Origin of the sequence: Achromobacter sp. Root83 (genome assembly GCF_001428845.1) — a bacterium.
GTDB lineage: Bacteria > Pseudomonadota > Gammaproteobacteria > Burkholderiales > Burkholderiaceae_B > Achromobacter.
This window is the reverse complement of record NZ_LMIU01000001.1, coordinates 266,152-290,991: the sequence shown is the minus strand read 5'-3', so window position 1 is coordinate 290,991 and position 24,840 is coordinate 266,152. Positions and strand designations below refer to the sequence as shown.

Sequence of the window (24,840 nt, the reverse complement as noted above, 5' to 3'; positions counted from 1 at the left end):
AGTGTAGGCGGCACGAGGAATCAAGCATGGCTGCAGGATCTGTTTTTCTGCTGATGCTGCTGGGCATGCTGTTCAACATACTGAAGCGCCGGCGGATCAGCTCGCTCTTTTATGCATCCGCGATTGCCGCGGGTGCGCTGGTCGGGGACGGCAGGCTGGCGTCGTGGCTGTTGGATGATCTGCAGCCTGCCCATGGCTCTGATGCCGCCTTTGGATCGGTCAATGCGATTGTGCTGCTGGACCCCGGGCCCGGGCTGCCGGCGTCGGGCGTGCGCGCGGAATCCGATATTTTCATTTCAGAGAGCGTGATTGCCGCCGCCCAGCTGTACCGCCACTGCATGGAGCAATCGGCGGCTTGCAGGATTTTTGTTGCGGGCACCACGTCGCGCTATATAAAAACCCCGGATTTCGAGGCATACCGCAAAAGGCTGAGCGCGCTGGGCGTCGACGACGGCGACATGATTCCCGATACCGATCTGTTTTCAGCCGAAGCGGAAATCGACGATGGCGCGCATCTGGCGATCAATGACTGGCAGGCCGACAAGGTATATCTGGTTTCGCCCGCGGTATTTTCACGCAGGGCGATGTTGCGGTTTTCACGGCTGGGCATCCGCGCCACGCCCGTCTCGACGGACTATTTGAGCGCGGCCAGCAGCCCCTATCATGTCGCCTGGAATTTTTTATTGACGGACATCGCCATCAAGGAACGCCTTGCGCTCGTCAGGCAGAATATGCCGCTTGCCGCGCCGCCTGTTTTCCGAGCATCGCCGCCACGGCCAGGCCGGCCAGTGAACCTGGACATGGATTCCCGCGATCCGGCGTACGCCGGGCCCAATGCAGCGCGGCTCGGGGATGGGGCATTCAGCGCGCGGCCTTTCGAGCTTCCACCCTACTGAAACAAACGCCATGTGGTCATACATCAAACGCTGGGTTGCGCGGGCGCCCGCGCCGCCCGACCCCTTGCAGCAGATCGTGTCCTTCGACGACGCCGGCTTTACGCGGACCAACGCGTTGTCGCGCGCCATGGGTTTTCGGGAATTCTGGCCCTGGAGCGACATCCATGAGTTCGGCTTCCTGTTCACGGAGGCCATCTTCCCGGACCCCTGGTTCGGCCATTACATGGAAAGCCTGTGGTTCTTCCGGGTGCCGAGCGATGGCGGCGGACTGCTGCTGCTGGACTTCGACCAATCGAAGCTGGACCTTGACCGCCTGCCCCCGGCCCTGTTGCGCAATCTGCCGGGGTTGGACATGCAGGTGTTGCGGGCAGGGCTGGCTACGGCCAGGCGCGGCCCCCACCATTGCGACGGCGAGGGTGAATGGGTGGCGTGGCGGCGCGCTAGCGGCCTTCCGGCGGATCGGGGTCGGGCCCGAAGCCCGGACCATGGAACATGGACGCCGACGCCAGCACCGCGTACACCAGACGCTTGAAAAATGGCGCGCGTGACGCGTTCGCCTGCTGCGGAACAAGTGCCAGGCCCGCTTCCCGGCATGGCGCGGCGACAGACGTATGGACTGTCATGATGGAATCGCCTCCAGGTCAACGCAGTGATCAAGGAGACGATTCTAGGGAGGAGCTTCGCTGACACGAACGACGCGTTGGTTGCGTCCTTATTACCGGGCGTTTGGATATGCCCCGACAGAATATGCCGCACCGCTAGAACGGCTTGACCACCACCAGCGTCACGATGGCCGCGGAGGCCACGACCGTGAACGGCGCGTACAGGTCCACCATGGGCGGACGGTGCGCGCTGCCGTTGGCCATGCGGCGCAACGAGGCGCTCTGCAGGCCCAGCAGGCCGGACAGCGCCAGCGCGCAAGCCACCTTGATCCAGATCCAGTTCATGGCGAACCAGCCGAACGTCATGGCCAGGTGCAGGCCGATCAGCCATGTGATGACCATGGCGGGCGTGGTGACGAACAGCGTCCAGCGGCGCAGCGCCTTCAGCATCTTGCGCTCCTTGGGCGCTTCGTCGCCGTCCTGCGGCTGCGAGGACAGGAGAAACAGGGAAACGAAGAGCGAGCCCGCAAGCCAGGCCACGGCGGCCGCGACGTGGGCCATTTTCAGGAGTTGGTAGGTCATGGCCGGCATTATCGCCGTTCACGCGTGGCGTGGAACCGCCGGGCGGCATCCGGGATTTGCGCTACGGCAAACAGCGCATCGTTCGCCCTGCCCGCCGCGCCTCAGTTGTCCGTTTTCGGCGCGGCCGGCTTTTCTGGCGATGCGGCAGCTTCGGAACTGCCCGACGCGGGCGGGGTCGGCGCGGGCGTTGCGTCCGGCGCCGCGCCGGCTTCGGAATTGCCCGAAGGGGGCGAAGCCGCGGCGGGCGCGGCCGATGCCGGCGCCGTCGCGGCAGGCGCCGGCTTGCCGCCCCCGTTCGACGCGCCGCCGTTGGCAGCCGCCGGATTCAAGGTGTCGGCGGGCGCCTCGGGCGAGACCACGGGATCGGCGGGCACGGGCGGCGCCTTGGCCGGCGCGGCCTTGCCGTGGCTGGGCGGCGGCACGTGCGGCGCCGCGGCCGCCTGCGCATCCGGCAGGAAACGCTGCAGCAACTGGAAGAAACCGTCGTAGAACTTGGGCCGCGTCACGGTCTGGCTGCCCGTCTTCACCAGCGAGTCGTCGCTGGCGCCGAAGGGCATGGAGACCTGGCCCAGCACACTCACGCCCACGCTGGCGGAGTTGCTGGTGCGCTTGATCGAATAGCGATCCTGCACCGCGTTCGCAAACACCGTCGCGCGCTCGTTCGAACTGGCGTCCGATGCGCATTCGATATTGAAGCTGATCTGGGTGTGCTGACCGTCCTCGCCCTGGAAATTCTTGTGGCCGGTCACGCGCGACGGCTCGAACTTGTCGATGTTGTATCCCTGGCTCAGCAAGGCCCGGCGGCCGGCGTCGCACGTCGCGTTGCTACCGGCGGGAAACGTCCGCGAGAACGTGTCGCTCTGCGCGAAGTCCTCTTTTTCGTAGGCGGGCTTGGGGGAGGAACATCCGGCCAGAACAGCCGTCAACGTGGCGAGCAGAGGAAAAGCGATACGGCGGGTGACGCAGGGCATAGGGGGTCCGGCTTGGGGCAACGAACCTGCATTATCGGCCAAGAAACCGGAGTCGTTATTGGGGACGGGTGTTAGTGGTGATAGGTTGAAACAGTTTGGAGAGGAAGCCGTCGATTGCCCTCGCGCGGCCACGCTGGCCGGGGTTGTAATTGGTATCTAAATAGACCCCACTGACATCAGGGCGGCGCCCATCCCGACGGCGCCTTGTTGTCGAGTTCGCCCAGGATGCCGGCCGCCAGCCGGACCCGCGCCTCGTTGGGATAATTGCGGTTGGCCAGGATCACGATCCCCAGCTTCCTGGCGGGCACGAACGCCACATAGGCGCCGAAGCCGTTGGTCGACCCCGTCTTGTTGATCCAGGCCGCGTCCTCCGGCGCCAGCGGCGGGATCAGGGCCGAGGCCGCGTGGCTCTGGCTGTTCAGCGTGCCCGCATTGGCCGTCAGCAGCGTGTCCAGCGTCACCGGGTACGGAAACTGTTCCCAGACCATGTCCTGTGTCATCCCGCCCACCTGGTAATAGCCCACGTGCGTATCCGCAATGGCGCGCCGAATGTCGCGATCCAGGACGTCCATGCCCATGTTGGCCTCCACGAACCGCAGCATGTCGCGCGCGCTGGACTTGACCCCGTAGGCCTCGGCCGCGAGCACGCCGGGATTCACACGCACGGGCGCGCCCTGCTTGTTGTAGCCCTGCGCATAGCGCGATGCCTTGGCGGCGGGAACATCGACGTACGTGCTGGACAGGCCCAGCTTCGGAAACAGCTCTTTTTCCATCGCCTGCGCGAAGGGCTGCTTCATGCTTGCGGCCGCGACGACGCCCAGCATGCCGATGCCGGGGTTGGCATAGCTGCGGTAGGTGCCGGGCGCATGTTCGGGCTTCCAGGCCTTCAGGTAATCCATCAGTTGCGCCTCGTTGCGCACCGCGTCGGGCACCTGCAAGGGAAAGCCGCCCGTGGTGTGCGTGGCCAGGTTGAGCAGCGTCAGTTTCGCGAACTCGCTGCCGGCCAGTTCAGGCAGGAATCGGGCGGGGCTGTCGCTTAGCGCGAGCTGGCCCTTGGCCTGCGCGTAGGCCGCCAGCGTCGCCGTGAAGGTCTTGCTGATCGACCCCAGTTCAAACAGCGTGTCGCGCGTGACGGCTCGCCGCGTCTGCAGCGATTCCACGCCGTAGGTGTAGAACCGCTGCCGGCCTTGATGCGTGATGCCGATCACCATCCCCGCGATGTCATGCTGCCGCATGGCGGCGCGCGCGGCCTCGTTCACCACGCTGTCGATGTACGGCAGCTCCGAGCGCGCGCAGGCCGGGCCGGCCGCGCCGGTGAAAACACTGATGAAAACCAAGCCTGCGCGGAGCAGTCTTCGGATACGCATGCATCGTCCTCTATGTGTCGGAATCCGGCCGGCGCGCGCTGGGCCACAGACGCGGCGCGCGGCACTGCGTGCATCGTACCGTGGCGCCGGGCGCTCCTGGTACTAACCCCTAAGCTCGCCGCTCAGGTTTTTGGCTATGCTCTGCGGGTCGATTTAAAACCCCGCAGAAGAGACTCGCCCCCGTGGCGGGCGCCGACGGAGCAACCGCCCCGGAAACTCTCAGGCAACAGGACTGCGCGGTCTAGACAATCTGGAGAGAGGCGCCGTGCGCGCCCACCGAAGGGGATCCCGCCGCCTAGCGCGCCACGGGTGAAGCTCTCAGGTACCGAGACAGATGGGGTGCGGCGGCCAACCACGGCCGCGGCCACCCTTTCTGGAGCCATCATGCCCCGCATCGCCATCATCGGCGCCGGTATCACCGGCGTCACGTCCGCCTACGCCCTCTGCAAGCTGGGCTACACGGTCACGGTCTACGACCGCCAGCGCTACCCCGCCATGGAAACTTCCTATGCCAACGGCGGCCAGCTATCGGCCAGCAACGCCGAGGTCTGGAACAGCGCCGCCACCCTCATGAAGGGCCTGCGCTGGATGTGGCGCCGCAATGCGCCGCTGCTGCTGAATCCCAGGCCGGGCTGGCACAAGTACTCGTGGCTGGCGCAGTTCGTGGCACAAATTCCCCACTACAGAAAAAACACCATCGCGACCACGCGCCTGGCCATCCAGGCTCGCCAGCACCTGTTCGACATGGCCGAAGCAGAAGGCATCGACTTCGATCTGGAGCGCCGGGGCATCCTGCACATCTATCACGACGCCGCCAGCTTCGAAACGGCCCGCCGCGCGAATGCCCTGCTGCGGGAAGGCGGGCTGGACCGCTACGCCGTATCCAGCCAGGAAGCGCTCGCCATCGAACCCGCCCTGCGGACGGGCTGCCACGGCGGCTTCTACACCCCGTCGGACGCCACCGGCGACATCCACAAGTTCACCAGCGGACTGGCGCAGGCGTGCGAGCGGCGCGGCGTGAGGTTCGTGCAGGACGCCGACATCCGCCACATCAGCCGCGACAGCCGCCCCTACGTGCTGGACATGCTGCGCGACGACGGCCGCGAACGGGAGCAGCACGAAGCCGACGCCATCGTCGTCTGCGCCGGCGCCGCCAGCCGCCAGTTCGCCAGGCAGCTCGGAGACGCGCTGAACATCTATCCGGTCAAGGGCTATTCGATCAGCGTGCACCTGGACGACGCGCAGAGCCTAGCCAGCGCGCCCAGCGTCAGCCTGCTGGACGAAGCCGCCAAGATCGTCACCAGCCGGCTGGGCGACCGGTTCCGCGTTGCGGGGACGGCGGAATTCAACGGCTTCAACATGGATATCCGGGCGGAGCGCGTGCAGCCGCTGGTGGACTGGACGCGCAAGCACTTCCCGGGTATCCGGACCTCCCGCGTGGTGCCGTGGTGCGGCCTGCGGCCGATGACGCCGAACATGATGCCGCGTGTCGGCCCCGGAAAACGCCCGGGCGTGTTCTACAACACGGGCCATGGCCACCTGGGATGGACCTTGTCGGCCGCCACGGCGCAGATGCTGGCGGCGAGCGTCAGCGAAGCCGTGCCGCCGCGGTAAGGGAAGCTACAGTTCCAGAACAGCCAGGAAATTCTCGGCATCCTGCGCGTCGCCCAGGACGGCGGCCAGCTCGCGCATCGCCCGCAGCCGGTGTTCGGGCTTCACCGCCCAGTCGTCGTCGCGCAGGTCCTCATCCGCTTCCAGGAACACCACGCCCACCGCCGCCAGGGCGGCGGCCAGCGTATACAGGTCCGGCGCCACTTCGTACGGATCCCAGGCGCCCGTGCCGTGCATGGCGTACAGGATCCTTCCAGTTTCGGTGTCGAGTATGAACGGATCCGCGTTCTGGTCCGCGATGACAAGCCAGTTCTCCTGCCATTGCGGCACGCGCTGCCCGTCAGACGCGTCCCAGCGATAGCCGGCCTGCAGATTCCACAGCCGATGCAGCGGGAGGAAACTGATGTTCGTCTCGGAAAGCGTGATGCCGACCGGGCCCACGCTCTGGTGATGGGTAGCGCCCCACGGGCCGATCCGCTCGTAGAAATCGACGAGCACGTCCGGCAGCGGGATCTCGCCTTTCCATTGGTCGCGCGACTGCGGGCGAAGTTCGCCAAATCTGGAGAACTGGTCGCGGAGGTGCTGGATGGAAGTCTTGGACATGGGAAGGAGAAGAAGGGTGAACCCTGGGTGGAAAAGCACCGCGCATTCAGCGCGAGACGGCATTTTGCTACATTTGAAGCCGCGACCGGATGGAACGATCCACCCGTAACAACACAGGGCAAGCGGCTCATGAAACCAGATCCCGGTCATGGCACGAGAAGGCACGCAGCGCCCGCACTCGCCGCTCGCAAGTCCTGTGCGCCGGGCTTGATGGCGCGCCTGGGCCTGGCCGTTGCGGCAGCCGCCCTGTTCTGCCCCGCCGCCCTCGCGCAGAAATGGTTCGAGGTGCCGCCTCGCCCCGACCATCCCAGTACCGCCATCAGGATCGGAGCCATGCCGGATTCGCGGCAGCCTTCCGGAAGCGCGAAGGGGAAAATGGAATTGCGGTATGCCACGCCCCAGAGCACCCCGGGCAAGGACAAAAAATCAGGGCCTACAACCGCTCGATCACGGACGTGGTGTTCGACTGCAAGCAGTCACGGGTCGGCTTTCTTGCGGCCACGAGCTTCTACATGAACGACGATCTCGTAGACAGGATGGGCGACGAATTTGGCGACGATGGCCAGGTTCAATTCGTCCGCTTCCCCGAAGGCAGCGCTCAGATGAAGGCTTTGCAGGTGGCCTGCGGGCGGCGGGGAACCTGCCGCCCGTTGTCGAATCTCAAGCCGGGCTTGCGTTGCCGGCTTAAAAATCCGCGCGCTTGGCCGTAGTATTTGGATGACCTCCAAACCCGCACGCCCCTTTCAGAACGCCCCCTCCCTACCGGCCAATCCCGAAGCCGACCCCGGGGCTCTCAATGCGTGGCTCATGTTTCTTGGCATACACCTGCTTTGCGTGCGGCCGCTGTTCGAGCTTGCGCAAGGCATCCCGCTGCTGAAGGCGATCAACGCGATGGAGCCGGCAGTGCCTTGGTTCTGGTGGACCATCCTGGTCATCATGGCGGCGTGCTCCGTCCTGAGCATCGCAGCCGGCGCGCTACTCTTTGCCCGCCGCAAGCCCTCGACGGTCAAGATCGTCCATCTGGCCCTGTGGCTCGCCGGGCCCATCGCGGGCGCGGTGATGCTCGCCGTCACCCTGTGGGCCAGAAACTTGCCGCTAACCAGCCTGCTGGACACCAGCGCGCCGGCCACTTTCTTGCGCTCCATGCTTGCCGCCACGGGCTGGACGCTGTATCTGGCGTTTTCGAGTCACGTGAAAGTCCGCTATGGCGCGGGCCGGCCTGCTGGCGACTGACGGTTTTTGGACCGGGCCGCAGCGAACGAGGACAGCGAGGCAGGCCCCGCAGGCCGAGCAGCTTTGCCTGCGGATGCAGGACGTGCCGCCGCTGGAGGCGGACGCGCGCCATCTACTGGGCTTGATGGCCTCCCAGGCACTCAGACCACGCCCACTCGTATTACTCCCCCAATGCTCTCGGCGGCGCGCTGCAGCGCCGGCACCATCTCTGCTTCCAGCCTGCCTCCTGCCGCCTCAGGCGCCGCCACCGAAATTCCCACTGACAGCACGCGCGCACCGGCCTGCGTCACGGGCACCGCCACGGACACCTGATTGCTGTCGGGGTAGTCGAATCGGCTCCATTGCCCGGCCGGCAGGCGCAGCCCGCCGGCCAGGGCGCTGGCCGGCGGCAATATGCTGCCGACGCGCAGGTTCATCACCACGAGCCGGCGCCGTTCGGCCGGCGCCATGGCGCGGCCGATGATGATGACGCCTTCCGGATTGGCCTCGCCCAGGTTGGAGGTGCCCGAGTAGGTGTCGGCGAGGTTTTGCAGGATCTCCTGCACCGCATCCGTCACGCCCAGGCTTTCCATGGCCGCGAATCCCAGTTCGAAGACCTGCGGAGTCAGCCGCCAGCGGCTGCCTTCACGCGCGGCGTAGCCCTCTTCTTCCAGCGTTTGCAGGAAGCGAAGCACGGTGGCGTGCGGCAGTTCCACCGCGCGCGCCAGTTCGGCCAGCGTGGGCCGGCCGTTGCCACGGAAGGCCCGAATGATGGATAGACACCTCTGGATCGATCTATTATTCTTCACACGTTCACCTGATAAACATATTGATCACTAGGTGAACATTACACACTAATGATGCTCCCGGCAAGACCGGCGAGCCAGGGAAGGAGACAAACATGAAACGCATCGCACTCGCGCTTGCGGCAGGCCTTGCCCTCTGTACGGGGCCGGTCCTGGCGCAAGCGCCATGGCCGTCGCAACCCATCAAATGGATCGTGCCGTATCCGCCCGGCGGATCGACCGACATGCTTGCCCGGCTGGTCAGCCATAAGCTGGGAGAACGCCTGGGGCAGCCCGTCATCGTCGAGAACAAGGCCGGCGCCGGCGGCAACGTCGGCACCGATTACGCGGTGAAGCAGCCCGCCGATGGCTACACCATCGTGATGGGCAATATCGGCCCCATCGCCATCAACCCCGCCCTGTACCCGGACCTGCCCTACAAGCCGCAGCGTGATCTGGCGCCCGTGGCGATGCTGATGAGCGTGCCGAATCTGCTGGTGGTGAATCCGTCCTTGCCGGTGCGCTCGGTGCAGGAGCTGATCGCCTACGCCCGCAAGGCGCCCGAGCCATTGGGCTATGCAACGCCGGGCACGGGAACGTCGCTGCATCTGGCGGGCGAGCTGTTCGCGTCGACGGCGGGCCTGCGGCTGACGCAGGTTCCCTATCGGGGCAGCGCGCCAGGATTGAATGACACGGTGGCCGGACATGTGCCCATGATGTTCGACAACATGCCCTCCGCGCTGCAGTTGGTGAAGGCAGGAAAGTTGCGGGCGCTGGCCATCACCAGCGCCGCGCGTTCGCCGCAACTGCCGGACGTGCCGACGATGGCAGAGGCGGGTTTGCCGGGCTATGAAATCGCCGGATGGTTCGGCGTGCTGGCGCCGGCGGCAACGCCCAAGCCCGTCGTGGAGCGTTTGCACAAGGAGTTGCTGGCAGTGCTGGCCCTGCCCGATGTGCGCGAGCAGATCGCGGCCATGGGCGGAATCATCGCCGCCGGAGGCCCGGCGGATTTTGGGCGGTATATCGCCGCGGAAACGGACAAGTGGGGCGCGCTCGTGCGCAGCGCCCAGATCAAGATCCAATAAGCCAGGAGACAAGCATGACCCTGTATCGCCATCTGGAAACGTATCCCATCGCCGGCGCCCTGGGCGCCGAGATCCGGGGCATCGACCTGTCCCGGCCGCTGTCCGACGATCAGTTCGAAGAGGTACGCACCGCCCTGCATGAACACCTGGTGGTGTTTTTCCGGGACCAGCAATTAACGCCGCAACAACACATCGATTTCAGCTCGCGCTTCGGAGAGCTGCTGGAGGTGCCGTTCGTGCGCGCGCTGGAAGGTCATCCGACCATCCTTCCCGTGATGAAGGGCAAGGCGGAAAGCACCCGCCGCCTGTTCGGCGGCCTGTGGCACACGGACATGAGCTATGCCGAAGAACCTCCGCTGGGCTCGGCCTTGTATGGCCGGATCATTCCGCCGTATGGCGGCGACACGATGTGGGCGAACATGTACCGCGCCTACGAGGGCCTGTCGGAGCGCCTGAAGGAGATTCTCGACGGGCTGGGCGCGGTGCACAGCGCGGTCCGATCGTACGGCGCGGGCGGCGCCGTGGTGAACAACGGAGACCCGGCGCACAAGATGGACGTGCGTACCGACAATCGCGCCATCAGCGAGGTGATCCACCCGGTGGTGCGCGTGCACCCGGCAACCGGCAGGAAGGCCCTGTATGTGAACGGCACCTATACGCTGCGGTTCGACGGCATGACGCAGGAGGAAAGCGAGCCGCTGCTGCAGTTCCTGTACCGCCATGCGGCCCGGCCCGAATTCACCTGCCGTTTCCGCTGGACGCCCGGATCGCTGGCGCTGTGGGATAACCGTTGCACCCAGCATCTTGCGATGAACGACTATGACGGCTTCGACCGCGAGATGCACCGGACCACGATATCGGGAGACCGTCCGATCCCGGTGGCGCACCTGGCGCGCTGAGCGCCCGGCCCGTCAAGCCAGCAACAGCTTGGCATGCCCCTGCCCCGCGGCCTCGCCCTGGCCGCGGCGCACGGCATCTTCCGCCAGCCGGAACACGCCCACCGCCCTGACCAGTTCACGCGCCTGATCCTGCATGGACCCCGCGGCGGCGGCGGCCTCTTCGACCAGGGCCGCGTTCTGCTGGGTTGCCTCGTCCATTTGGGCCACGGCGCGATTCACCTGATCGATGCCGCTGGCCTGCTCTTGCGAGGCCGCGGCGATTTCGCCCATGATGCCGGTCACGTGCTTCACGGACGTCACCACTTCTTCCATGGTGGCGCCCGCCTCCTGGACTTGCCGCGATCCCTCGCCGACCTTGCCGACGGATTCCTCGATCAGGGCTTTGACCTCCCTGGCGGCCTGCGCGCTGCGTTGCGCCAGCGAGCGCACTTCGCCCGCCACGACCGCGAAGCCCTTGCCCTGTTCGCCCGCGCGGGCGGCCTCGACCGCCGCGTTGAGCGCCAGGATATTGGTCTGGAACGCGATGCCGTCGATGACGGACACGATCTCGGATATCTTACGCGAACTGGCGGAGATGTCGTGCATGGTGCCGACCACGGCGGACACGGCCGCGCCACCGCGATGGGCGATTTCAGAGGCGTTGGCGGCAAGGCCGTTGGCCTTGCGCGCGTTGTCGGCATTCTGCTTCACGGTCGATGCAAGCTCTTCCATCGACGCGGCGGTCTGTTCCAACGAAGCGGCCTGCTCTTCGGTGCGGCTGGACAGGTCCGCGTTGCCCGCGGCGATCTGGCCGGAAGCGCTGGATATCGTTTCCGATCCGTGCCGGATGACGCGAACGGCGCCAGCCAGCTTTTCCTGCATGTCCTGCAAGGCGTGCAGCAGACGCCCGGTTTCGTCCTTGGCGCCGGCTTCGATGCGCTGGCCCAGGTCGCCGCCCGCGACGGTTTCGGCCGCCTTGACCGCGCGCGCGAGCGGGTGGGTGATGGAGCGGGTGACCCGCCAGGCGAAAAGCGCGCCCAGCACCAGGGCCAGGCCCGCCAGGGCAAGGTTCAATCGCTCCGCCTCCAGGATGACTTCCTGGCTGGCGACGGCGGCCTCGTTCATTTCGACGGACTGCAGCCTGGACAGCTCGATGATGTGGTCCTGCAGGCTGTCGAGCAGCGGCAGGGTCTCTGCCAGCATGCGCTGGCGCGCCGCGTCGCGCTCACCGCTTTTCAGCATCGCGCCCACGGACTGGAAGGATTTGACGTAGCGGCCGCGCAAGTCCTCGAGCGTGCGCAGCCTTGCGCGCGCATCCTCGGCCTTGAACAAGGGCCGCAGCGTCGCCAGCGCCTGATCGATGGCCTTGCGGTTCGCGTCGATCTGCAGAAACAGCTTGTCGGCAGCCGCGGGGTTGGCGTTGACGATCAGTTCCAGGTTGACGCGCGCATTGGCGCGCGTCGTCACGTCCACGACCGATATGGCGCTGGCCTTGGTCCAGGTTTCCTGGGTGATCGCGCGGTTGATGCCGCCGATGTGCGTGAGTTCGTACTGCGACAGGCCGGCCAGCGCCAGCAGCAGGGCGAGCACCGCGCCAAAGCCCAGCGCCAGGCGGGCACCGATGGAAAAACTGCCGGAATTGATGCGGAGAATCGTCATTGTCGTCTACGGTCAGGGGCGTCGATCTCCGCCATCGCCATGCTGTCGGGCATTACCACACGGAAATTACACAGAACATCGAACCAGGGAAAACCCCAGTCTAATTTCATTGACACAATTTGCAAGATTTACGTGAGACTTGTTTGCGATTCTGCAAAGACAGCCGAGATATCGCCGCGCGGCGTTGCTAAGATCGACACAGCATCCCCCTTGCGGAGACAACCATGAAACCCTTGGACAATGGCGTGACCGTGACCCTGGCGTCCCACGCCGACGCACGCCTGGCGCAGGCCTTTGCGCGGCTGCTGCCCCAGCTCTCGAAGACCGCCCCGCCGCTATCGGAAGCCGACCTGGACGAGATCATCCGCGCGCCCTGCAATCATGTGTTCATCGCCACCATGGGTCCCGACGAGCGGATCGTGGGCACGCTCACGCTGGTGCATTTCCGCATTCCGACCGGCGTGCGCGCATGGATCGAGGACGTGGTGGTGGATGAACAGGCGCGCGGCCTGAAGGTGGGCCTGGCGCTCACCCATGCCGCCATCGTGAAGAGCCGTGAACTGAAGACGCGGACGCTGGACCTGACGTCCAACCCCAGCCGCCTGTCGGCGCATCACCTGTATGAATCGGCGGGCTTCGTCATGCGCGACACGCGGGTGTACCGCTACCAGGGCTGATCGCGGGCCGCGCTATTGATAGCGCTCGCGATACCCCACCGGCGACATGCCGCAGTATTTGTTGAAGATGTCGCGAAACGCCTTGGTGTCGTTGTAGCCGACCTCGTACATGACCTCGGCGACGCTCTTGCGCGAGGTTTCGAGGCGCTGCTTGGCCGCTTCCACGCGCACGCGCTGCACGTACTCGACGATGCTGTTGCCGGTGGCCTGGCGGAAACGACGCTCCAGCGTGCGGCGGCCCAGCGCGTGGCGCCCGGCCAGATCCTCGACGGTGATCTTCTCTGTGTAGCGGCCTTCGATGTAGTCCTGCACCGCGCGCACGATGTCGTCGGCGTGCGATTTCTGGCCCATGAAGACAGAGAACGGCAACTGGCTTTGACGGCTCCAGTCAAGCTGGAAATACTTGGCGCACCAGATGGCGGTGTCGCGGTCGGTGTATTTCTCGATCAGGTGCAGGACCAGATGCGCCGCCGAAAATGCGCCGCCGCTGGTGTAGACCCCGTTCTCCGCCATGACCACGCGGTCGCTGATCCACCGCACATTGGGAAACAGGCTGGCGTACAGGTTCTGCGCCACCCAATGGACGACCGCCTGCTGCCCGTCCAGCACGCCGCCCGCCGCGAGCAGCGCGGCGCCCATGCACAGGCTGGCGACCTCGCCGCCTTCGCGGTGGTGCCGCGACAGCCATTCGATGAGCTCGCGGTTGGACAGCACGGCGTCGGACACCGAACCGAGTAGCGGAGGCGCGATGCAGATGTGGATGTCGTGCGCGTCCGCCAGCACCATGTCGGCCTGCACCTTGATGCGTCCGTCGTCCAGGCTGACCTCGCGCGTCAGGCCCAGGGTGCGCACGTGGAAACGCGGCTCGCGGCCATGCGCGGCAAGGTATTCGTTGGCCACCAGGAAGCCATGGCGCGCGGTTTCCAGGGACGCGATATTGGCCGCCTGAGGCAGAAGGAACGCGACGTTTTTCATGTTGCCAAGCATACGCCTGCAAGCTGACGCAATCCACCCGCAAGATTGTCGCAATTGCCTATCTGAAACGCGGAAATATCCCGATAAAGTGACACCTGCCGATCCCGAATCCGGACGGCGGCCAAGGCGGCTTGCGGGCGCCCAGGCAGAAGGCAGAACAACACGGACAAAAGGAGTGATCGATGGAAAAGTACATAGATGGTTTCTTGCTTACCGTCCCCAAGGAGAACTTGGAGAAGTACAAGGAAATGGCGCAGCATGCCCAAGGCATCTGGCTGGAGCATGGCGCGCTCGATTACCGGGAAGGCGTCGCCGACGACATCGACGGCGAGGGCTTCGCATCGTTCAGCGCGGCGGCTGGCGCGCGCGACGGCGAGACCGTGGTCTTTGCCTGGATCCTGTACGCCAGCAAAGCCGAACGCGACCGGATCAATGCGAAAGTCATGGCGGATCCACGGCTCGCGGACATGTGCTGCGACGGAGTATTCGATGTCAAGCGCATGTGCTGGGGCGGATTCACCTCCCTGATCGGCAAGTAGCGCGCACCCTCGCCCGGGCTGCGCCGCGAACGCAGCCAATCAGACTAACCAGGAGACAAACCATGGCCACCACCGCAGTCAAACCCATACCCGAAGGCATGCATACGCTGACCGCGCACATCGTGTGCGAAGGAGCTTCCGATGCCATCGACTTCTACAAAAAAGCGTTCAACGCCCAGGAAATCACGCGCCTGCCGGGCCCCGGCGGCAAGATCATGCACGCGGCCATACGCATCGGCGATTCCGTCCTGATGCTGATGGACGACTTTCCGGACTGGGGCACACTGGGACCCCGGGCGCTGAAGGGCACCCCGGTCACCCTGCACCTGTACATGAACGATGTCGACGCCGCGATGCAGCAGGCAGTGGCCGCGGGCGCGCAGGTGACGATGCCGGCGGCCGACATGTTCTGGGGCGACCGCTATGGCCAGGTGGTGGATCCGTTTGGCCACCGCTGGTCCATCGCGACGCACAAGCAGGACCTGACGCCGGAAGAGATCCAGCAGAACATGGCGAAGATGGGCAACCTGGAAGGCTGCGGCGACGCCGCGAAAACATGACCAGGCCGGGGGCCGCACGGCGACGGCCCCGATTGCGCGCCTGAGCCGTCCTATTGAGGGTACGGCCCCAGGAAATCCAGCTTGCCGATGGGCACGCCCGCCTGGCGCAGGATGCCGTAGGCGGTGGTGACGTGGAAGTAGAAGTTGGGCAACGCGAATGTCAGCAGATAGCTGTCGCCCTGAAATTCGGGCTTGAATTCCCCCCAGTTCAAGGTGACCTTGCGGCCTTCCGCGCCATCGATCTGTTCAGGCGTCACGCTTTGCAGATAGGCGATGGTGCCGGCGATGCGCTGCTGCAATTGCGCAAGCGTGGTTTCGTCGTCCGGGAATTTCGGGGCGTCGCCTTGGGTAAGGCGCTGCACGGCAAACTTGGACGCGTCGCTTGCGCGCTGGATCTGGCCCGACAAGGGATACATGTCGGGGGCAAGGCGGGCGTTGACGAGCTGGGACGGGTCGATACCCGCCGCCTGGGCATGGGCGGCGGCTTTTTCCAGCAGCGCGGCCAGCACGGTCAGGCCGCGAACGAAGACAGGCACGGACGCCTGGTACATGGACAGAGACATGGCTTGATTTCCGTAGGGACTTCCTGGCCGGAGCACGGCGCTCCGGGCTTGTCGGGAATGCGGCGATCTTACGCCGCGTCCGGCCGATCCGGACGCGCGCGGGCGCGACATATGCATTCCTCACGCGCGAACAATCGCGCGCCGCATCTACGTGGCGGCCTGCCCCAGCTCCGCCGGGACGGCGGCGACGCGCCGCTGGCCCTGGAAGAATCGCCAGATCAACGCCGAGGCATCGGGACCGCTGCGCGCGTGATACCTCACTGCGGGATCCCCGCCGCTCCACGCGTGCTCAAGCCGCGTGATCTCGCACAGGCGCACGACGGTCTTGCGCCCGCGCAGCATGTCCACCCGGCGATAGGCCTTTTCGGTGCCCAGGCCCAGCACGCGCTCGACCGGCACGTCTTCCGGGTGCGGGAGGTTCAATGCCCGGAACTGTTCGAACAATTGCCGGGCATTGCGCGGGGCCACGGCCGGATCGAGCTGCCCCTGCAGGATCAGGGCGGGCATGCCAAGCTGGAGCACGGCCGGATCCGCTACGGATTCCAGCAGCGGAAACAAGGGCTTGATGCTGCCGCGCCGCATCGTGCCGATGCCGCTGGCGGCGTTGTGGGCGTCGCCCACGACGGGGCCGGAATGCATGGCCAGCGCGGCAATCAGCCCGGGATGGCGCAAGGCTACCAGCGCCGCCATTCCCGCGCCCGCGGACAGCCCGGCGATATAGACGCGTTCGGGGTCCAGGCCGTGGCGCGCGACCTCGGCCTGGATCATTGCCGCGATCAGGTCGGCCTCGGCGCCCCCATGGTGGGCGTCGGGCTGAAACCAGCGCCAGCAACGCTGCACCTGGCGCGCCATGGACTGCTGCGGATACAACACCATGAAGCCGCCCGCATCGGCCCATTGGTTCATGCGCGTACCGCGCGCGAACGCCACCGATGTCTGCCGGCAGCCATGCAGCATCACGACCACGGGCATGCCCGTAGCGGGCGGGGCGGCCGGCGTATAGCGCGCGAAAGCCAGCCTGCGCCCCGCACCGTCGGAGAACTGGCGCGAGGCTTCCCAGCGTCCGTTGCCCAGCGGCGGCGCCGCCGTGCTGCGCGGCGCGGCGCCGGAAGTGGCCTTGGCCGCGATGGCGGCGTTGGCGGCTTTGGCGGCCTTGGCCGCATGGCCCGCCGCGACCGCGGCCTTGCGCGCCGAGACGGTGCGCTTGCGGGCGGCCTTGGGCGCTGCCATGCGCAACGCGGCGCGCTGGAGCTTGCTGATTTTTTTTGCGGCTTTGAAAAACAGACTGCTGAAACTGCGCGCCATTGCTAGGGCCTGTTCGGTAGATCCTCTTACCTCACGTCAAGGTCCCGGCGCGCATGACCGCGCCAGGTGCCGATTGCGGCGGCCATGCCGTTCGTGAGGGGGGACGCCTGGCCTTAGAACCGGGCGGGCGGAAGGGCTGCGGCGCCTGTGAGCAATTCCAGACAGGAAACCAGCGCCACGGCGATCGTGATTATCGAAAGCACCTTGACCACTTTACTCGAGTCGGGCCGGGTCAGCATCGCCGTCATGCGCGTGACGATGTATGCCCCAACCATAAGGCCAATTGCCGGAATCATCGGTGCCTCCCCTAAGAGTATCGGTTGCGGACGCGCTGACGCGCGCCGCTGGTGCAAGCCCGGAAAGAAGAATGCTGGCCACCTCTGCGGGCGGCTTGTTGGCGCGTCAAATGTATCACACAGTAACTGTTCCGGCCCATTTTTTATGCGGGGTCCCCGGCGGATTTGCACCAGATCAAACCGGCCCCGCATGGCTGCGCCCAGCACGGCCTGCGCGCTTGAGCAGCCGCCGTAAAACGCCTATGGTGGAAGCCTTGTTCCCAACCAGTCCAGCCCGACATCAAGTGCCCATGTTCCCTAACGACCGTCCCCAGACATTGGGCGAAGAAATCGCCAACAGCATCAGCCATGGACTCGGCGCCGCCGGCGCGCTGGCCGCGGCGCCGCTTCTGATCGCCGCCGCCGTGCGCCAGGGCGACGCCGCCTTCATCGCGGGCGCGGCGGTGTTCGCGGCCTCGATGTGCCTGCTGTATCTGGCTTCCACCATCTATCACGCGCTGCCCCCCTGCCGCGCCAAGCAGATCTTCAACGTGCTCGACCACTCCGCCATCTATCTGCTGATCGCGGGCACGTATACGCCGTTCGCGCTGGGCGCGTTGCGCGGCCCCTGGGGCTGGACCCTGTTCGGACTGGTCTGGGGGCTGGCGCTGCTGGGCGTGGGGCTGAAGGCCAGCAAGCGGCTCAACCGGCCAGCGCTTTCGACCGGGCTGTATCTGGCGATGGGCTGGATCGTCGTCATCGCCGCCAAGCCCTTGATCGAACTGGTGCCCACGGGCGGGCTGTGGTGGCTGGTGGCGGGCGGGCTGGCCTACACGGGCGGCGTCGTGTTCTTCGTGTTCGACAACCGCTGGCGCTACGGCCATTTCATCTGGCATCTGTTCGTGCTGACCGGCACCGTCTGCCATTTTTTCGCGGTGTTCTGGTACGCCGCCTGACGCCAGGCGCCACGGCGCGCAAACCTAAGGACACATCGCGGCCAGCAGCGACTACGAAACCGCGCAAAACGTTTCCGGGCCGCCCCCTGGGCCGCCCTCCTGCGGCGCCTGCGCATATCGTGGCCTGCCGACACAGGAAAACACATCGGGAAACTTGTCCCCTCCCCGGTCCCGTCGTCATCATGATCGGACATTCAACCGGAACAAGGAGGTTTCATGCAGCGTTCCAAATACGCATTCCTATCCGCCGCCATACTGACGACGGCGCTGTCCGGTGCTCCTGCCCTGGCGCAACAGGCCAGCCAGCCCCAAGGGCAGACTCAGGCCCAGCCGGGCATGGCGCCCGCCGTGCAGCAGCCTTCCGATCAGCAATTGCAGCGCTTTGCGTCGGCGTCGCAGAAGATCTCGGGCGTGGTGGACGAATACCGTCCCAAGGTCGACGCCGCCAAGTCGGACGAAGCCAAGCAGAAGGTCGTCCAGGAAGCGGACGCCAAGATGGTGCAACTGGTGCGTGCCGACGGCCTGACCGTCGAGGAATTCAACGGCATCGGCCAGGCCGTGCAGCAGGACCCGCAGCTCAAGCAACGCGTGATCGGCATGAGCAAGGGCGGCGCCGCGCCGCGCTAAGCCCAGCGCCCCGCCTGCAGCCCATCCGGCTGCAAGCCCGCGCCACCCGCCCATCCGGGCGCGTGGCGTTTTTTACGTGAGGGGGAATGGCGCCGCCGTCCGGGCGCCGGCGGGGCTGCGTCTTCCGGCGCGAATCCCCTACGTCTTCAAGCGGTAACCCGTCTTGAAGATCCAGCGCACGCCCACCAGGCACGCCACCAGAAACGCCAGTGTCATGCCCACGCTGATCTCGATGCTGACGTCCGCCACGCCGAAGAACGCCCAGCGAAAGCCGCTGACCAGGTAGACCACCGGATTGAACAGCGTGGCCGTCTGCCAGAACGGCGGCAGCATGTTGATGGAATAGAAGGTGCCACCCAGGAAGGTCAGCGGCGTGATGATCATCAGCGGAATGATCTGCAGTTTCTCGAAGCCGTCCGCCCAGACGCCGATGATGAAGCCGAACAGGCTGAACGTGACCGCGGTCAGCACCAGAAAGGCCAGCATCCAGAACGGGTGCTCGACTTCGAACGACACGAACAGGCGCGCCGTGGCCAGCATGATCAGGCCCAGGATGATGGATTTGCTGGCGGCGGCGCCCACGTAGCCCATGACGATCTCGACGTAGGAGATGGGCGCGGAGTGGATTTCGTAGATGGTGCCGGAAAAGCGCGGCATGTAGATGCCGAAGGACGCATTGGCGATGCTTTGCGTCAGCAGCGACAGCATGATCATGCCCGGCACGATGAAGGCGCCATAGCTGACGCCGTCGATCTCGACCATGTGCGAGCCGATGGCCGAGCCGAACACCACGAAATAGAGCGAGGTGGAGATCACCGGCGACAGCACGCTTTGCATCAGCGTGCGCCAGGCGCGGGCCATTTCAAACAGGTAGATAGCGCGTATGGCGTAGAAGTTCATGATTGACCGTGTACCAGGCTGACAAAGATGTCCTCGAGCGAGCTTTCCGATGAATTCAGGTCCGTGAATTCGATCTGCAGCCTGCTCAGGTCCTGCAGCAGCCGGGAAATATCGCCGCCGCCCTGGTTGTCGTAGGTGTAGACCAGCTTGTAGCCGTCGCTGGAGAGGTCGAGCTGATAGGCGTCCAGCGCGGTCGGGACGCCGGGCAGGGGCGCCTTCAGCGTCAGGGCAAGCTGGCGCTTGCCCAGCTTGGCCATCAGCGCGTTCTTTTCTTCGACCAGGATGATCTCGCCCTTGCGGATCACGCCGATGCGGTCGGCCATTTCCTGGGCTTCTTCGATGTAGTGCGTGGTCAGGATGATCGTGACCCCGCTTTCGCGCAGGCGGCGCACCATTTCCCACATGCCCCGGCGCAGTTCCACGTCCACGCCGGCCGTGGGCTCATCCAGGAACAGGATGGCGGGCTCGTGCGACAGCGCCTTGGCGATCATGACGCGGCGCTTCATGCCGCCGGACAGCGCCATGATGCGGCTGTCTTTCTTGTCCCAGAGCGACAGGTCGCGCAGCACCTTTTCGATGTACGCGGGATTGGCCGGCTTGCCGAACAGGCCGCGGCTGAAGGTGACGGTGTTCCAGACGCTCTCGAAGGCGTCGGTGGAGATTTCCTGGGGCACCAGCCCGATCTTGGACCGGGCCGCGCGGAAGTCCGACACGATATCGTGGCCATCGGCCAGCACCTTGCCGCCGGTGGGATTGACGATGCCGCAGATGATGCTGATCAGCGTCGTCTTGCCCGCGCCGTTGGGCCCGAGCAAGGCAAAAATCTCGCCGCGCTGGATATCCAGGTTTACGCTCTTTAGCGCCTGGAATCCCGAGGCGTACCGTTTGGATAAATCCTGAACTGAAATGACCGGCTGCACACGAGCCCCTAACTTGACCAATAGCCGGGGATTTTACCCGCCACGCGCTTGCCGCTTGTTCTGCGTGGCGGAACGGTGTGTTTGGATTCCAGTAACTAACGCCCCCAGCGCAGCACCAGCGGGTCCAGCCGCCTGGCCGTTTCCAGCAGGCCCTGCCGCACCTCGTCGCGCATCGGCGGGAACGGATGCCGGGGCGCCTCGCAGGCGATCACGCCGCCGGCCTTCATCAGCGCCTTGGCCGTCAGGATGCCTCCCTGGCGATTTTCATAGTTGATCAGCGGCAGCCAGCGCTCATATAGCCGATAGGCTTCGTCCCGGCGCCCGGCCAGATGCGCCTGGATGATCGGGCGGATGCCATCGGCAAAGCCGCCGCCCGTCATGGACCCCGTGGCCCCGGCGTCCAGGTCCGGCAGCAGGGTGATGGCTTCTTCGCCGTCCCAGGGCCCCTCCACCGCCGCGCCGCCCAATGCGATCAGGTCGCGCAGCTTGGAGGCCGCGCCCGCGGTTTCGATCTTGAAGTACGACACATGTTCGATCTCGCGCGCCATGCGCGCCAGCAAGGCGGCGGACAGCGGCGTGCCCGCCACCGGCGCGTCCTGGATCATGATGGGGATGTCCACCGCGTCCGACACGCGCTGGAAGAATCCCGCGACCTGCTCTTCGGACACTCGGATCGTGGCGCCGTGATAGGGCGGCATGATCATCAGCATGGCCGCGCCCTGCTCCTGGGCGCGCCGGCTGCGCGCGGCGCAGACCTGGGTGCCGAAGTGCGTCGTGGTGACGATCACCGGAACCCGGCCGGCCACGTGTTCAAGTATGGTCCGCGTCAGCACCTCGCGTTCGTCGTCGGACAGCACGAACTGCTCGGAGAAGTTCGCCAGGATGCACAGGCCGTCCACCCCGGAATCGATCATGAAGTCCACTGCCCGCTTCTGGCTCGGCAGGTCCAGCTCGCCGGATTCGGTGAACGGGGTGGGCACCACCGGAAATATGCCGCGGTAGCGCGGCGTCTGCACTGGGGTCATGGCGGGCCTACTCGATGATGTTGAAGTCGTTGAGATATTCGGTCTTCAGCGTGAGGCCCAGGCCGGGCTTGCTGTCGTCGAGATCGATGAACCCTTCCTTGGCCACCGGCTCGCCATCGAAGATGTAATAGAACAGCTCGTTGCCGACCTCGACATCGAACATCGGGAAGTATTCGCTCATGGGCGAGGCCAGCGTGCTCATCGTGAGATGGTAGTTGTGCATCTGGCCCGCGTGCGGAATGACCGGCACGCTATAGGCTTCGCACAGCGCGTTGATCTTGTGCGCCGCCGTGATGCCGCCCACCCGGTTGGTGTCGTACTGCACCACCGACACCGCCTTGCGGTCCAGCAGTTGCTTGAAGCCGTACAGCGAGAATTCGTGCTCGCCGCCGGAAATAGGAATCGAGGTGAGCTGGTTCAGTTCCGCATAGCCGTCGATGTCGTCCGCAATGACCGGTTCTTCCAGCCAGCGCGGCTCGAACTTTTCCAGTTTTGGCAGGATGCGCTTGGCGTACTCCAGGTTCCAGCCCATGTAGCATTCCAGCATCAGGTCGGTGTCGTAGCCGATCACTTCGCGCACGGCCTCGACCGATTTCAGGTTTTCCGAGACGCCCTTCTGCAGATGCGCCGGGCCGTAGCCAAAGCGCATCTTGAACGCGGTGAAGCCCTGGTCCAGGTAGGTCTGCGCCTCTTCCTGCATCGCCTTCAGGTCGGTGCGGTACAGCTTGGAGTAGTAGACAGGAATCTTCTCCTTGGTGCGCCCGCCCAGCAGCTTGAAGACCGGCTTGTTCACCGATTTTCCAAGAATGTCCCAGATGGCCAGATCGATGGCCGAGATGGCCGCCATCGTCACGCCCTTGCGGCCCCAGGCGTGCGTGGACCGGTACATGCGCTGCCACAGGTACTCGTAGTCCCAGGGATCCTGCCCGATGACGAGCGGGGCCAGGTACTGGTCCACGATGGCCTTGGCCACGCGCGGCGCCAGCGCCACGTTGCCCAGCCCGACGATGCCATCGTCCGTTTCCACTTCAACGACGGTCCAGCCGTGAAAGCGGAAGGTGCTCATGGTTTCCTGGCCGGAATACAGCAGGTCCATGGCGTTGGAGCAGAAGTTGCCTTGCGGCGGCACGGTCTTGCCGGTCCATTCGTAGACACGCGCGCGGACGGATTTGATTTTCATGACGGGTTCCTGCTCAAGGTGGTCGTGCCCATGCGGCACGCGATCTGAAAGGCTTGCCACATGGCGTCGGCATTGGCGCGGCCCTGGCCGGCGATGTCGTAGGCGGTGCCGTGCGCGGGCGTGGCGATGGGAATGGGCAGGCCGCCCTGCACCGTCACGCCGCGCGAAAAGCCCAGCAGCTTGATCGCGATCTGCCCCTGGTCGTGATACATGGTGACGATGGCCTGGAACTCGCCCGCCTGCGCCTTCAGGAAGATGGTGTCGGCGGGAAACGGCCCCTGCACCGGCAGCCCTTCCTGATTCAACTGCCGCACGGCGGGAGCAATGATGTCGACCTCTTCCCGGCCGCAGGTGCCGCCGTCGCCGCCGTGCGGATTGAATGCCGCCACGGCGACGCGCGGCGCCTCGATACCGTTGGCCTGCAGGGACCGGGAGATCAGCCGGGTGGCGGCCTTGATGCCGTCGATGCTCAGCGCCGCGGCCGCGTCCTTCAATGGAATATGCGACGACACGCGCGCCGTCCACAGATCGCCCAGCGTATTGAATTCGCAGAAGTAGTCCGTCACGCCCAGGTACTGCGCGAAGTGGTGCAGCTCGTCGCCATGCCGCAGGCCGCCCAGCTTCATCGCGTACTTGTTCAGCGGCGCGAAGCAGATGGCGTCGATGTGTCCGCCAAGCGCCGCGTCCATGCAGGCGTCGAGCACCCGCAGCACGGACGCGCCGCCCGGCGCCTGGGCCTGGCCGATGCGCACCTGCGCGGGGCTGACCGTATCCATCTCCAGCCAGGCGGGCATGCCGTCGTCCGGCCGGCCGCGCACCGCCTCGAAACTGTCCACGGGCCGCGTCGGGATCTGCACGCCCGCCACCCGCTGCCCCTCGCGCCACAGCCAGGCGTCGCCCGCCAGCACGATGTTGGCCCGCCGCGCCGCTTCCGGCATGGCGAGCAGGCGCGCGATCAGTTCGGGGCCGATGCCGGCCGGGTCGCCCAGCGTCAGGGCGACAACGGGTTTCTGCTGCGTAGTCATGATGGGGTCATTCCACAGAAATGTTGTTTTTCTTGATGATGCCGGCGTAGCGCTGGTTCTCGGCCTTGTGGAACTGCGCGAACTGCTCCTGGCTCATCGGACTGATGTCGGCGCCGATCGCCAGCAGCCGGGTCTGGGTGTCGGGCAGCGCAATGATGCTGTTGACCGCGTCATGGATGCGCTTCTGGACGGCGGCCGGGGTGGCGCTGGGCATGTAGATGCCGTACCAGGCGCTCATCTCCACGCCGGGCACGCCGGCCTCGGCCATCGTCGGCATGTCGGGCAGTTGGGGGTTGCGCTTGGCGCTCAATACAGCCAGCGCGCGCACCTTGCCGCTCTTGATGTGCGGAATCACCGACGACGCGGTTTCAAAGGCGATCTGCACCTGCCCGCCCATCAGGTCGACCATGGCCGGACCGCTGCCGCGATAGGGGATGTGCGTCATCTGGACGCCGGTGGCGTCCTTGAAGAGTTCGGCCGCGATGTGCTGCGTGCTGCCCGATCCGCTGCTGGCGAAGTTGTATTCGCCCGGCTTGCTCTTGAGCAGCGCGATCAGCTCCTGCACCGACTTGGCCGGCACCTGGTTGTTGACCACCAGGATGTTCGGCACGGCGCCCACGAACACCACCGGCGTCAGGTCGCGGTCATTGTCATAGGAAAGCTTCAGCAGATGCGGCGCGATCGCATGCGCGGTGGACACGCCCATGACCAGGGTATGGCCGTCCGTCGACTTGGCGGCCAGGTCGGCGGCCAGCGTATTGGACGCGCCGGGCTTGTTCTCGACCACGACGGTCTGCTTGAGCAGGGGCCCCAGCTTGTCCGCCACGGCGCGCGCCATGGCGTCGGTGCCGCCGCCCGGGGCGGACCCCACCAGCAGCCGCAGCGGCTTGGCGGGCCAGTCGGCGGCGGACGACTGCGCCGATGCCAGGGGCGCCAGGGCCGACAGGCACAGGGCGCCTGCCGCCAACGCGGCGTATACGCGGATCTTCATGGTTGTCTCCTTGATTGATCGTTTTTTTTCCCGCGGCGCGGGGATTTCTTATGCGTCAATCTTAGAAAGAA

General features: G+C 65.6%; 28 protein-coding genes and 2 riboswitches. Of the genes, 12 read left to right on the top strand and 16 right to left on the bottom strand.

The genetic code is table 11. From position 1 onward, the window contains the following. Positions 1 to 53 precede the first annotated feature (53 nt). On the top strand, positions 54 to 896 hold the full coding sequence (locus tag ASE30_RS01320; protein WP_057282460.1) for an ElyC/SanA/YdcF family protein: 843 nt from the start codon (positions 54 to 56) through the stop codon (positions 894 to 896). A gap of 10 nt (positions 897 to 906) precedes the next feature. Next, positions 907 to 1,428, top strand: coding sequence for a hypothetical protein (locus ASE30_RS01315; RefSeq protein ID WP_235515158.1), 522 nt, complete (start codon positions 907 to 909; stop codon positions 1,426 to 1,428). 226 nt (positions 1,429 to 1,654) lie between these two features. On the opposite strand, the gene ASE30_RS01310 is transcribed toward ASE30_RS01315, so the two are convergent. The 3 genes from ASE30_RS01310 to ampC form a co-directional block, all read right to left on the bottom strand. After that, complete coding sequence (locus ASE30_RS01310) at positions 1,655 to 2,080, bottom strand: CopD family protein (RefSeq protein WP_235515157.1); 426 nt, start codon at positions 2,078 to 2,080, stop codon at positions 1,655 to 1,657. A 101-nt stretch (positions 2,081 to 2,181) separates the two neighbouring features. After that, positions 2,182 to 3,051 carry a DUF2242 domain-containing protein gene (locus ASE30_RS01305; RefSeq protein WP_057282458.1) on the bottom strand — a complete coding sequence of 290 codons (870 nt, stop codon included), beginning with the start codon at positions 3,049 to 3,051 and terminating at the stop codon, positions 2,182 to 2,184. A 176-nt stretch (positions 3,052 to 3,227) separates the two neighbouring features. Continuing rightward, positions 3,228 to 4,418: a class C beta-lactamase gene (ampC, locus tag ASE30_RS01300; protein ID WP_082601410.1), complete on the bottom strand. Its 1,191-nt coding sequence runs from the start codon at positions 4,416 to 4,418 to the stop codon at positions 3,228 to 3,230. Between the two features lie 154 nt (positions 4,419 to 4,572). Continuing rightward, positions 4,573 to 4,663, top strand: a riboswitch (glycine riboswitch). Position 4,664: 1 nt separating this feature from the next. Further along, positions 4,665 to 4,756, top strand: a riboswitch (glycine riboswitch). 46 nt (positions 4,757 to 4,802) lie between these two features. On the opposite strand from ampC, the gene ASE30_RS01295 reads away from it, so the two are divergent. Continuing rightward, entirely contained in the window at positions 4,803 to 6,032 is a 1,230-nt protein-coding gene (locus ASE30_RS01295; RefSeq protein WP_057282457.1) for a D-amino acid dehydrogenase, read from the top strand. A 6-nt stretch (positions 6,033 to 6,038) separates the two neighbouring features. On the opposite strand, the gene ASE30_RS01290 is transcribed toward ASE30_RS01295, so the two are convergent. Beyond that, positions 6,039 to 6,632, bottom strand: a complete 594-nt coding sequence (locus tag ASE30_RS01290; RefSeq protein ID WP_057282456.1) for an SUKH-4 family immunity protein — start codon at positions 6,630 to 6,632, stop codon at positions 6,039 to 6,041. 512 nt (positions 6,633 to 7,144) lie between these two features. On the opposite strand from ASE30_RS01290, the gene ASE30_RS28800 reads away from it, so the two are divergent. Further along, entirely contained in the window at positions 7,145 to 7,342 is a 198-nt protein-coding gene (locus ASE30_RS28800) for a hypothetical protein (protein ID WP_156407494.1), read from the top strand. Positions 7,343 to 7,439: 97 nt separating this feature from the next. Beyond that, positions 7,440 to 7,865 (top strand): DUF2569 family protein, encoded by a 426-nt coding sequence (locus tag ASE30_RS01280; protein WP_057282454.1) that lies wholly within the window; start codon positions 7,440 to 7,442, stop codon positions 7,863 to 7,865. Positions 7,866 to 8,005: 140 nt separating this feature from the next. Here the strand turns inward: ASE30_RS01280 and ASE30_RS01275 are convergent, their stop codons facing one another. Continuing rightward, on the bottom strand, positions 8,006 to 8,653 hold the full coding sequence (locus tag ASE30_RS01275) for a helix-turn-helix domain-containing protein (RefSeq protein WP_235515156.1): 648 nt from the start codon (positions 8,651 to 8,653) through the stop codon (positions 8,006 to 8,008). 92 nt (positions 8,654 to 8,745) lie between these two features. On the opposite strand from ASE30_RS01275, the gene ASE30_RS01270 reads away from it, so the two are divergent. Together ASE30_RS01270 and ASE30_RS01265 are read left to right on the top strand one after the other, a co-directional pair. Next, the gene (locus tag ASE30_RS01270; protein ID WP_057282453.1) at positions 8,746 to 9,714 is read left to right on the top strand and encodes a tripartite tricarboxylate transporter substrate binding protein; all 969 of its coding nucleotides are present in this window, start codon (positions 8,746 to 8,748) and stop codon (positions 9,712 to 9,714) included. A gap of 14 nt (positions 9,715 to 9,728) precedes the next feature. Then, a complete protein-coding gene (locus tag ASE30_RS01265) occupies positions 9,729 to 10,613 on the top strand; it encodes a TauD/TfdA family dioxygenase (RefSeq protein ID WP_057282452.1) in 885 nt (294 codons plus the stop codon). Positions 10,614 to 10,625: 12 nt separating this feature from the next. Here ASE30_RS01265 and ASE30_RS01260 read toward each other — a convergent pair whose 3' ends face one another. Continuing rightward, positions 10,626 to 12,251: a methyl-accepting chemotaxis protein gene (locus tag ASE30_RS01260; RefSeq protein WP_082601409.1), complete on the bottom strand. Its 1,626-nt coding sequence runs from the start codon at positions 12,249 to 12,251 to the stop codon at positions 10,626 to 10,628. Positions 12,252 to 12,475: 224 nt separating this feature from the next. Here ASE30_RS01260 and ASE30_RS01255 point away from each other — a divergent pair, with 224 nt between their 5' ends. Next, complete coding sequence (locus ASE30_RS01255) at positions 12,476 to 12,928, top strand: GNAT family N-acetyltransferase (protein ID WP_057282451.1); 453 nt, start codon at positions 12,476 to 12,478, stop codon at positions 12,926 to 12,928. 12 nt (positions 12,929 to 12,940) lie between these two features. On the opposite strand, the gene ASE30_RS01250 is transcribed toward ASE30_RS01255, so the two are convergent. Continuing rightward, positions 12,941 to 13,915 carry a GlxA family transcriptional regulator gene (locus ASE30_RS01250; protein ID WP_057282450.1) on the bottom strand — a complete coding sequence of 325 codons (975 nt, stop codon included), beginning with the start codon at positions 13,913 to 13,915 and terminating at the stop codon, positions 12,941 to 12,943. 170 nt (positions 13,916 to 14,085) lie between these two features. On the opposite strand from ASE30_RS01250, the gene ASE30_RS01245 reads away from it, so the two are divergent. Beyond that, positions 14,086 to 14,442, top strand: coding sequence for a DUF1428 domain-containing protein (locus tag ASE30_RS01245; RefSeq protein WP_057282449.1), 357 nt, complete (start codon positions 14,086 to 14,088; stop codon positions 14,440 to 14,442). 62 nt (positions 14,443 to 14,504) lie between these two features. Continuing rightward, entirely contained in the window at positions 14,505 to 15,002 is a 498-nt protein-coding gene (locus tag ASE30_RS01240) for a VOC family protein (protein ID WP_057282448.1), read from the top strand. Positions 15,003 to 15,052: 50 nt separating this feature from the next. Here the strand turns inward: ASE30_RS01240 and ASE30_RS01235 are convergent, their stop codons facing one another. From ASE30_RS01235 to ASE30_RS01225, 3 genes are all read right to left on the bottom strand, one after another. Then, the gene (locus ASE30_RS01235) at positions 15,053 to 15,565 is read right to left on the bottom strand and encodes a DUF1993 family protein (RefSeq protein WP_057282447.1); all 513 of its coding nucleotides are present in this window, start codon (positions 15,563 to 15,565) and stop codon (positions 15,053 to 15,055) included. A 147-nt stretch (positions 15,566 to 15,712) separates the two neighbouring features. Then, on the bottom strand, positions 15,713 to 16,795 hold the full coding sequence (locus tag ASE30_RS01230; RefSeq protein WP_235515155.1) for a PHB depolymerase family esterase: 1,083 nt from the start codon (positions 16,793 to 16,795) through the stop codon (positions 15,713 to 15,715). 188 nt (positions 16,796 to 16,983) lie between these two features. Then, the gene (locus ASE30_RS01225) at positions 16,984 to 17,166 is read right to left on the bottom strand and encodes a hypothetical protein (RefSeq protein ID WP_057282445.1); all 183 of its coding nucleotides are present in this window, start codon (positions 17,164 to 17,166) and stop codon (positions 16,984 to 16,986) included. A 290-nt stretch (positions 17,167 to 17,456) separates the two neighbouring features. Between ASE30_RS01225 and ASE30_RS01220 the strand changes: the two genes are divergently transcribed. After that, on the top strand, positions 17,457 to 18,101 hold the full coding sequence (locus tag ASE30_RS01220; protein WP_057282444.1) for a hemolysin III family protein: 645 nt from the start codon (positions 17,457 to 17,459) through the stop codon (positions 18,099 to 18,101). Positions 18,102 to 18,317: 216 nt separating this feature from the next. Then, on the top strand, positions 18,318 to 18,728 hold the full coding sequence (locus ASE30_RS01215; protein ID WP_057282443.1) for a DUF4168 domain-containing protein: 411 nt from the start codon (positions 18,318 to 18,320) through the stop codon (positions 18,726 to 18,728). Positions 18,729 to 18,866: 138 nt separating this feature from the next. Here ASE30_RS01215 and ASE30_RS01210 read toward each other — a convergent pair whose 3' ends face one another. The 6 genes from ASE30_RS01210 to ASE30_RS01185 form a co-directional block, all read right to left on the bottom strand. Continuing rightward, complete coding sequence (locus ASE30_RS01210; RefSeq protein ID WP_057282442.1) at positions 18,867 to 19,628, bottom strand: ABC transporter permease; 762 nt, start codon at positions 19,626 to 19,628, stop codon at positions 18,867 to 18,869. Next, on the bottom strand, positions 19,625 to 20,548 hold the full coding sequence (locus ASE30_RS01205; RefSeq protein WP_057282441.1) for an ABC transporter ATP-binding protein: 924 nt from the start codon (positions 20,546 to 20,548) through the stop codon (positions 19,625 to 19,627). Before ASE30_RS01205 ends, ASE30_RS01210 begins: the two co-directional genes overlap by 4 nt. A 95-nt stretch (positions 20,549 to 20,643) precedes the next feature. After that, on the bottom strand, positions 20,644 to 21,573 hold the full coding sequence (locus ASE30_RS01200; RefSeq protein ID WP_057282440.1) for a dihydrodipicolinate synthase family protein: 930 nt from the start codon (positions 21,571 to 21,573) through the stop codon (positions 20,644 to 20,646). 7 nt (positions 21,574 to 21,580) lie between these two features. Beyond that, positions 21,581 to 22,753, bottom strand: coding sequence for an L-rhamnonate dehydratase (locus ASE30_RS01195; RefSeq protein ID WP_057282439.1), 1,173 nt, complete (start codon positions 22,751 to 22,753; stop codon positions 21,581 to 21,583). Beyond that, positions 22,750 to 23,778, bottom strand: coding sequence for a 4-hydroxythreonine-4-phosphate dehydrogenase PdxA (locus ASE30_RS01190; RefSeq protein WP_057282438.1), 1,029 nt, complete (start codon positions 23,776 to 23,778; stop codon positions 22,750 to 22,752). Before ASE30_RS01190 ends, ASE30_RS01195 begins: the two co-directional genes overlap by 4 nt. Before the next feature lie 7 nt (positions 23,779 to 23,785). Continuing rightward, positions 23,786 to 24,769, bottom strand: coding sequence for a tripartite tricarboxylate transporter substrate binding protein (locus ASE30_RS01185; RefSeq protein ID WP_057282437.1), 984 nt, complete (start codon positions 24,767 to 24,769; stop codon positions 23,786 to 23,788). Between the last annotated feature and the right edge of the window lie 71 nt (positions 24,770 to 24,840).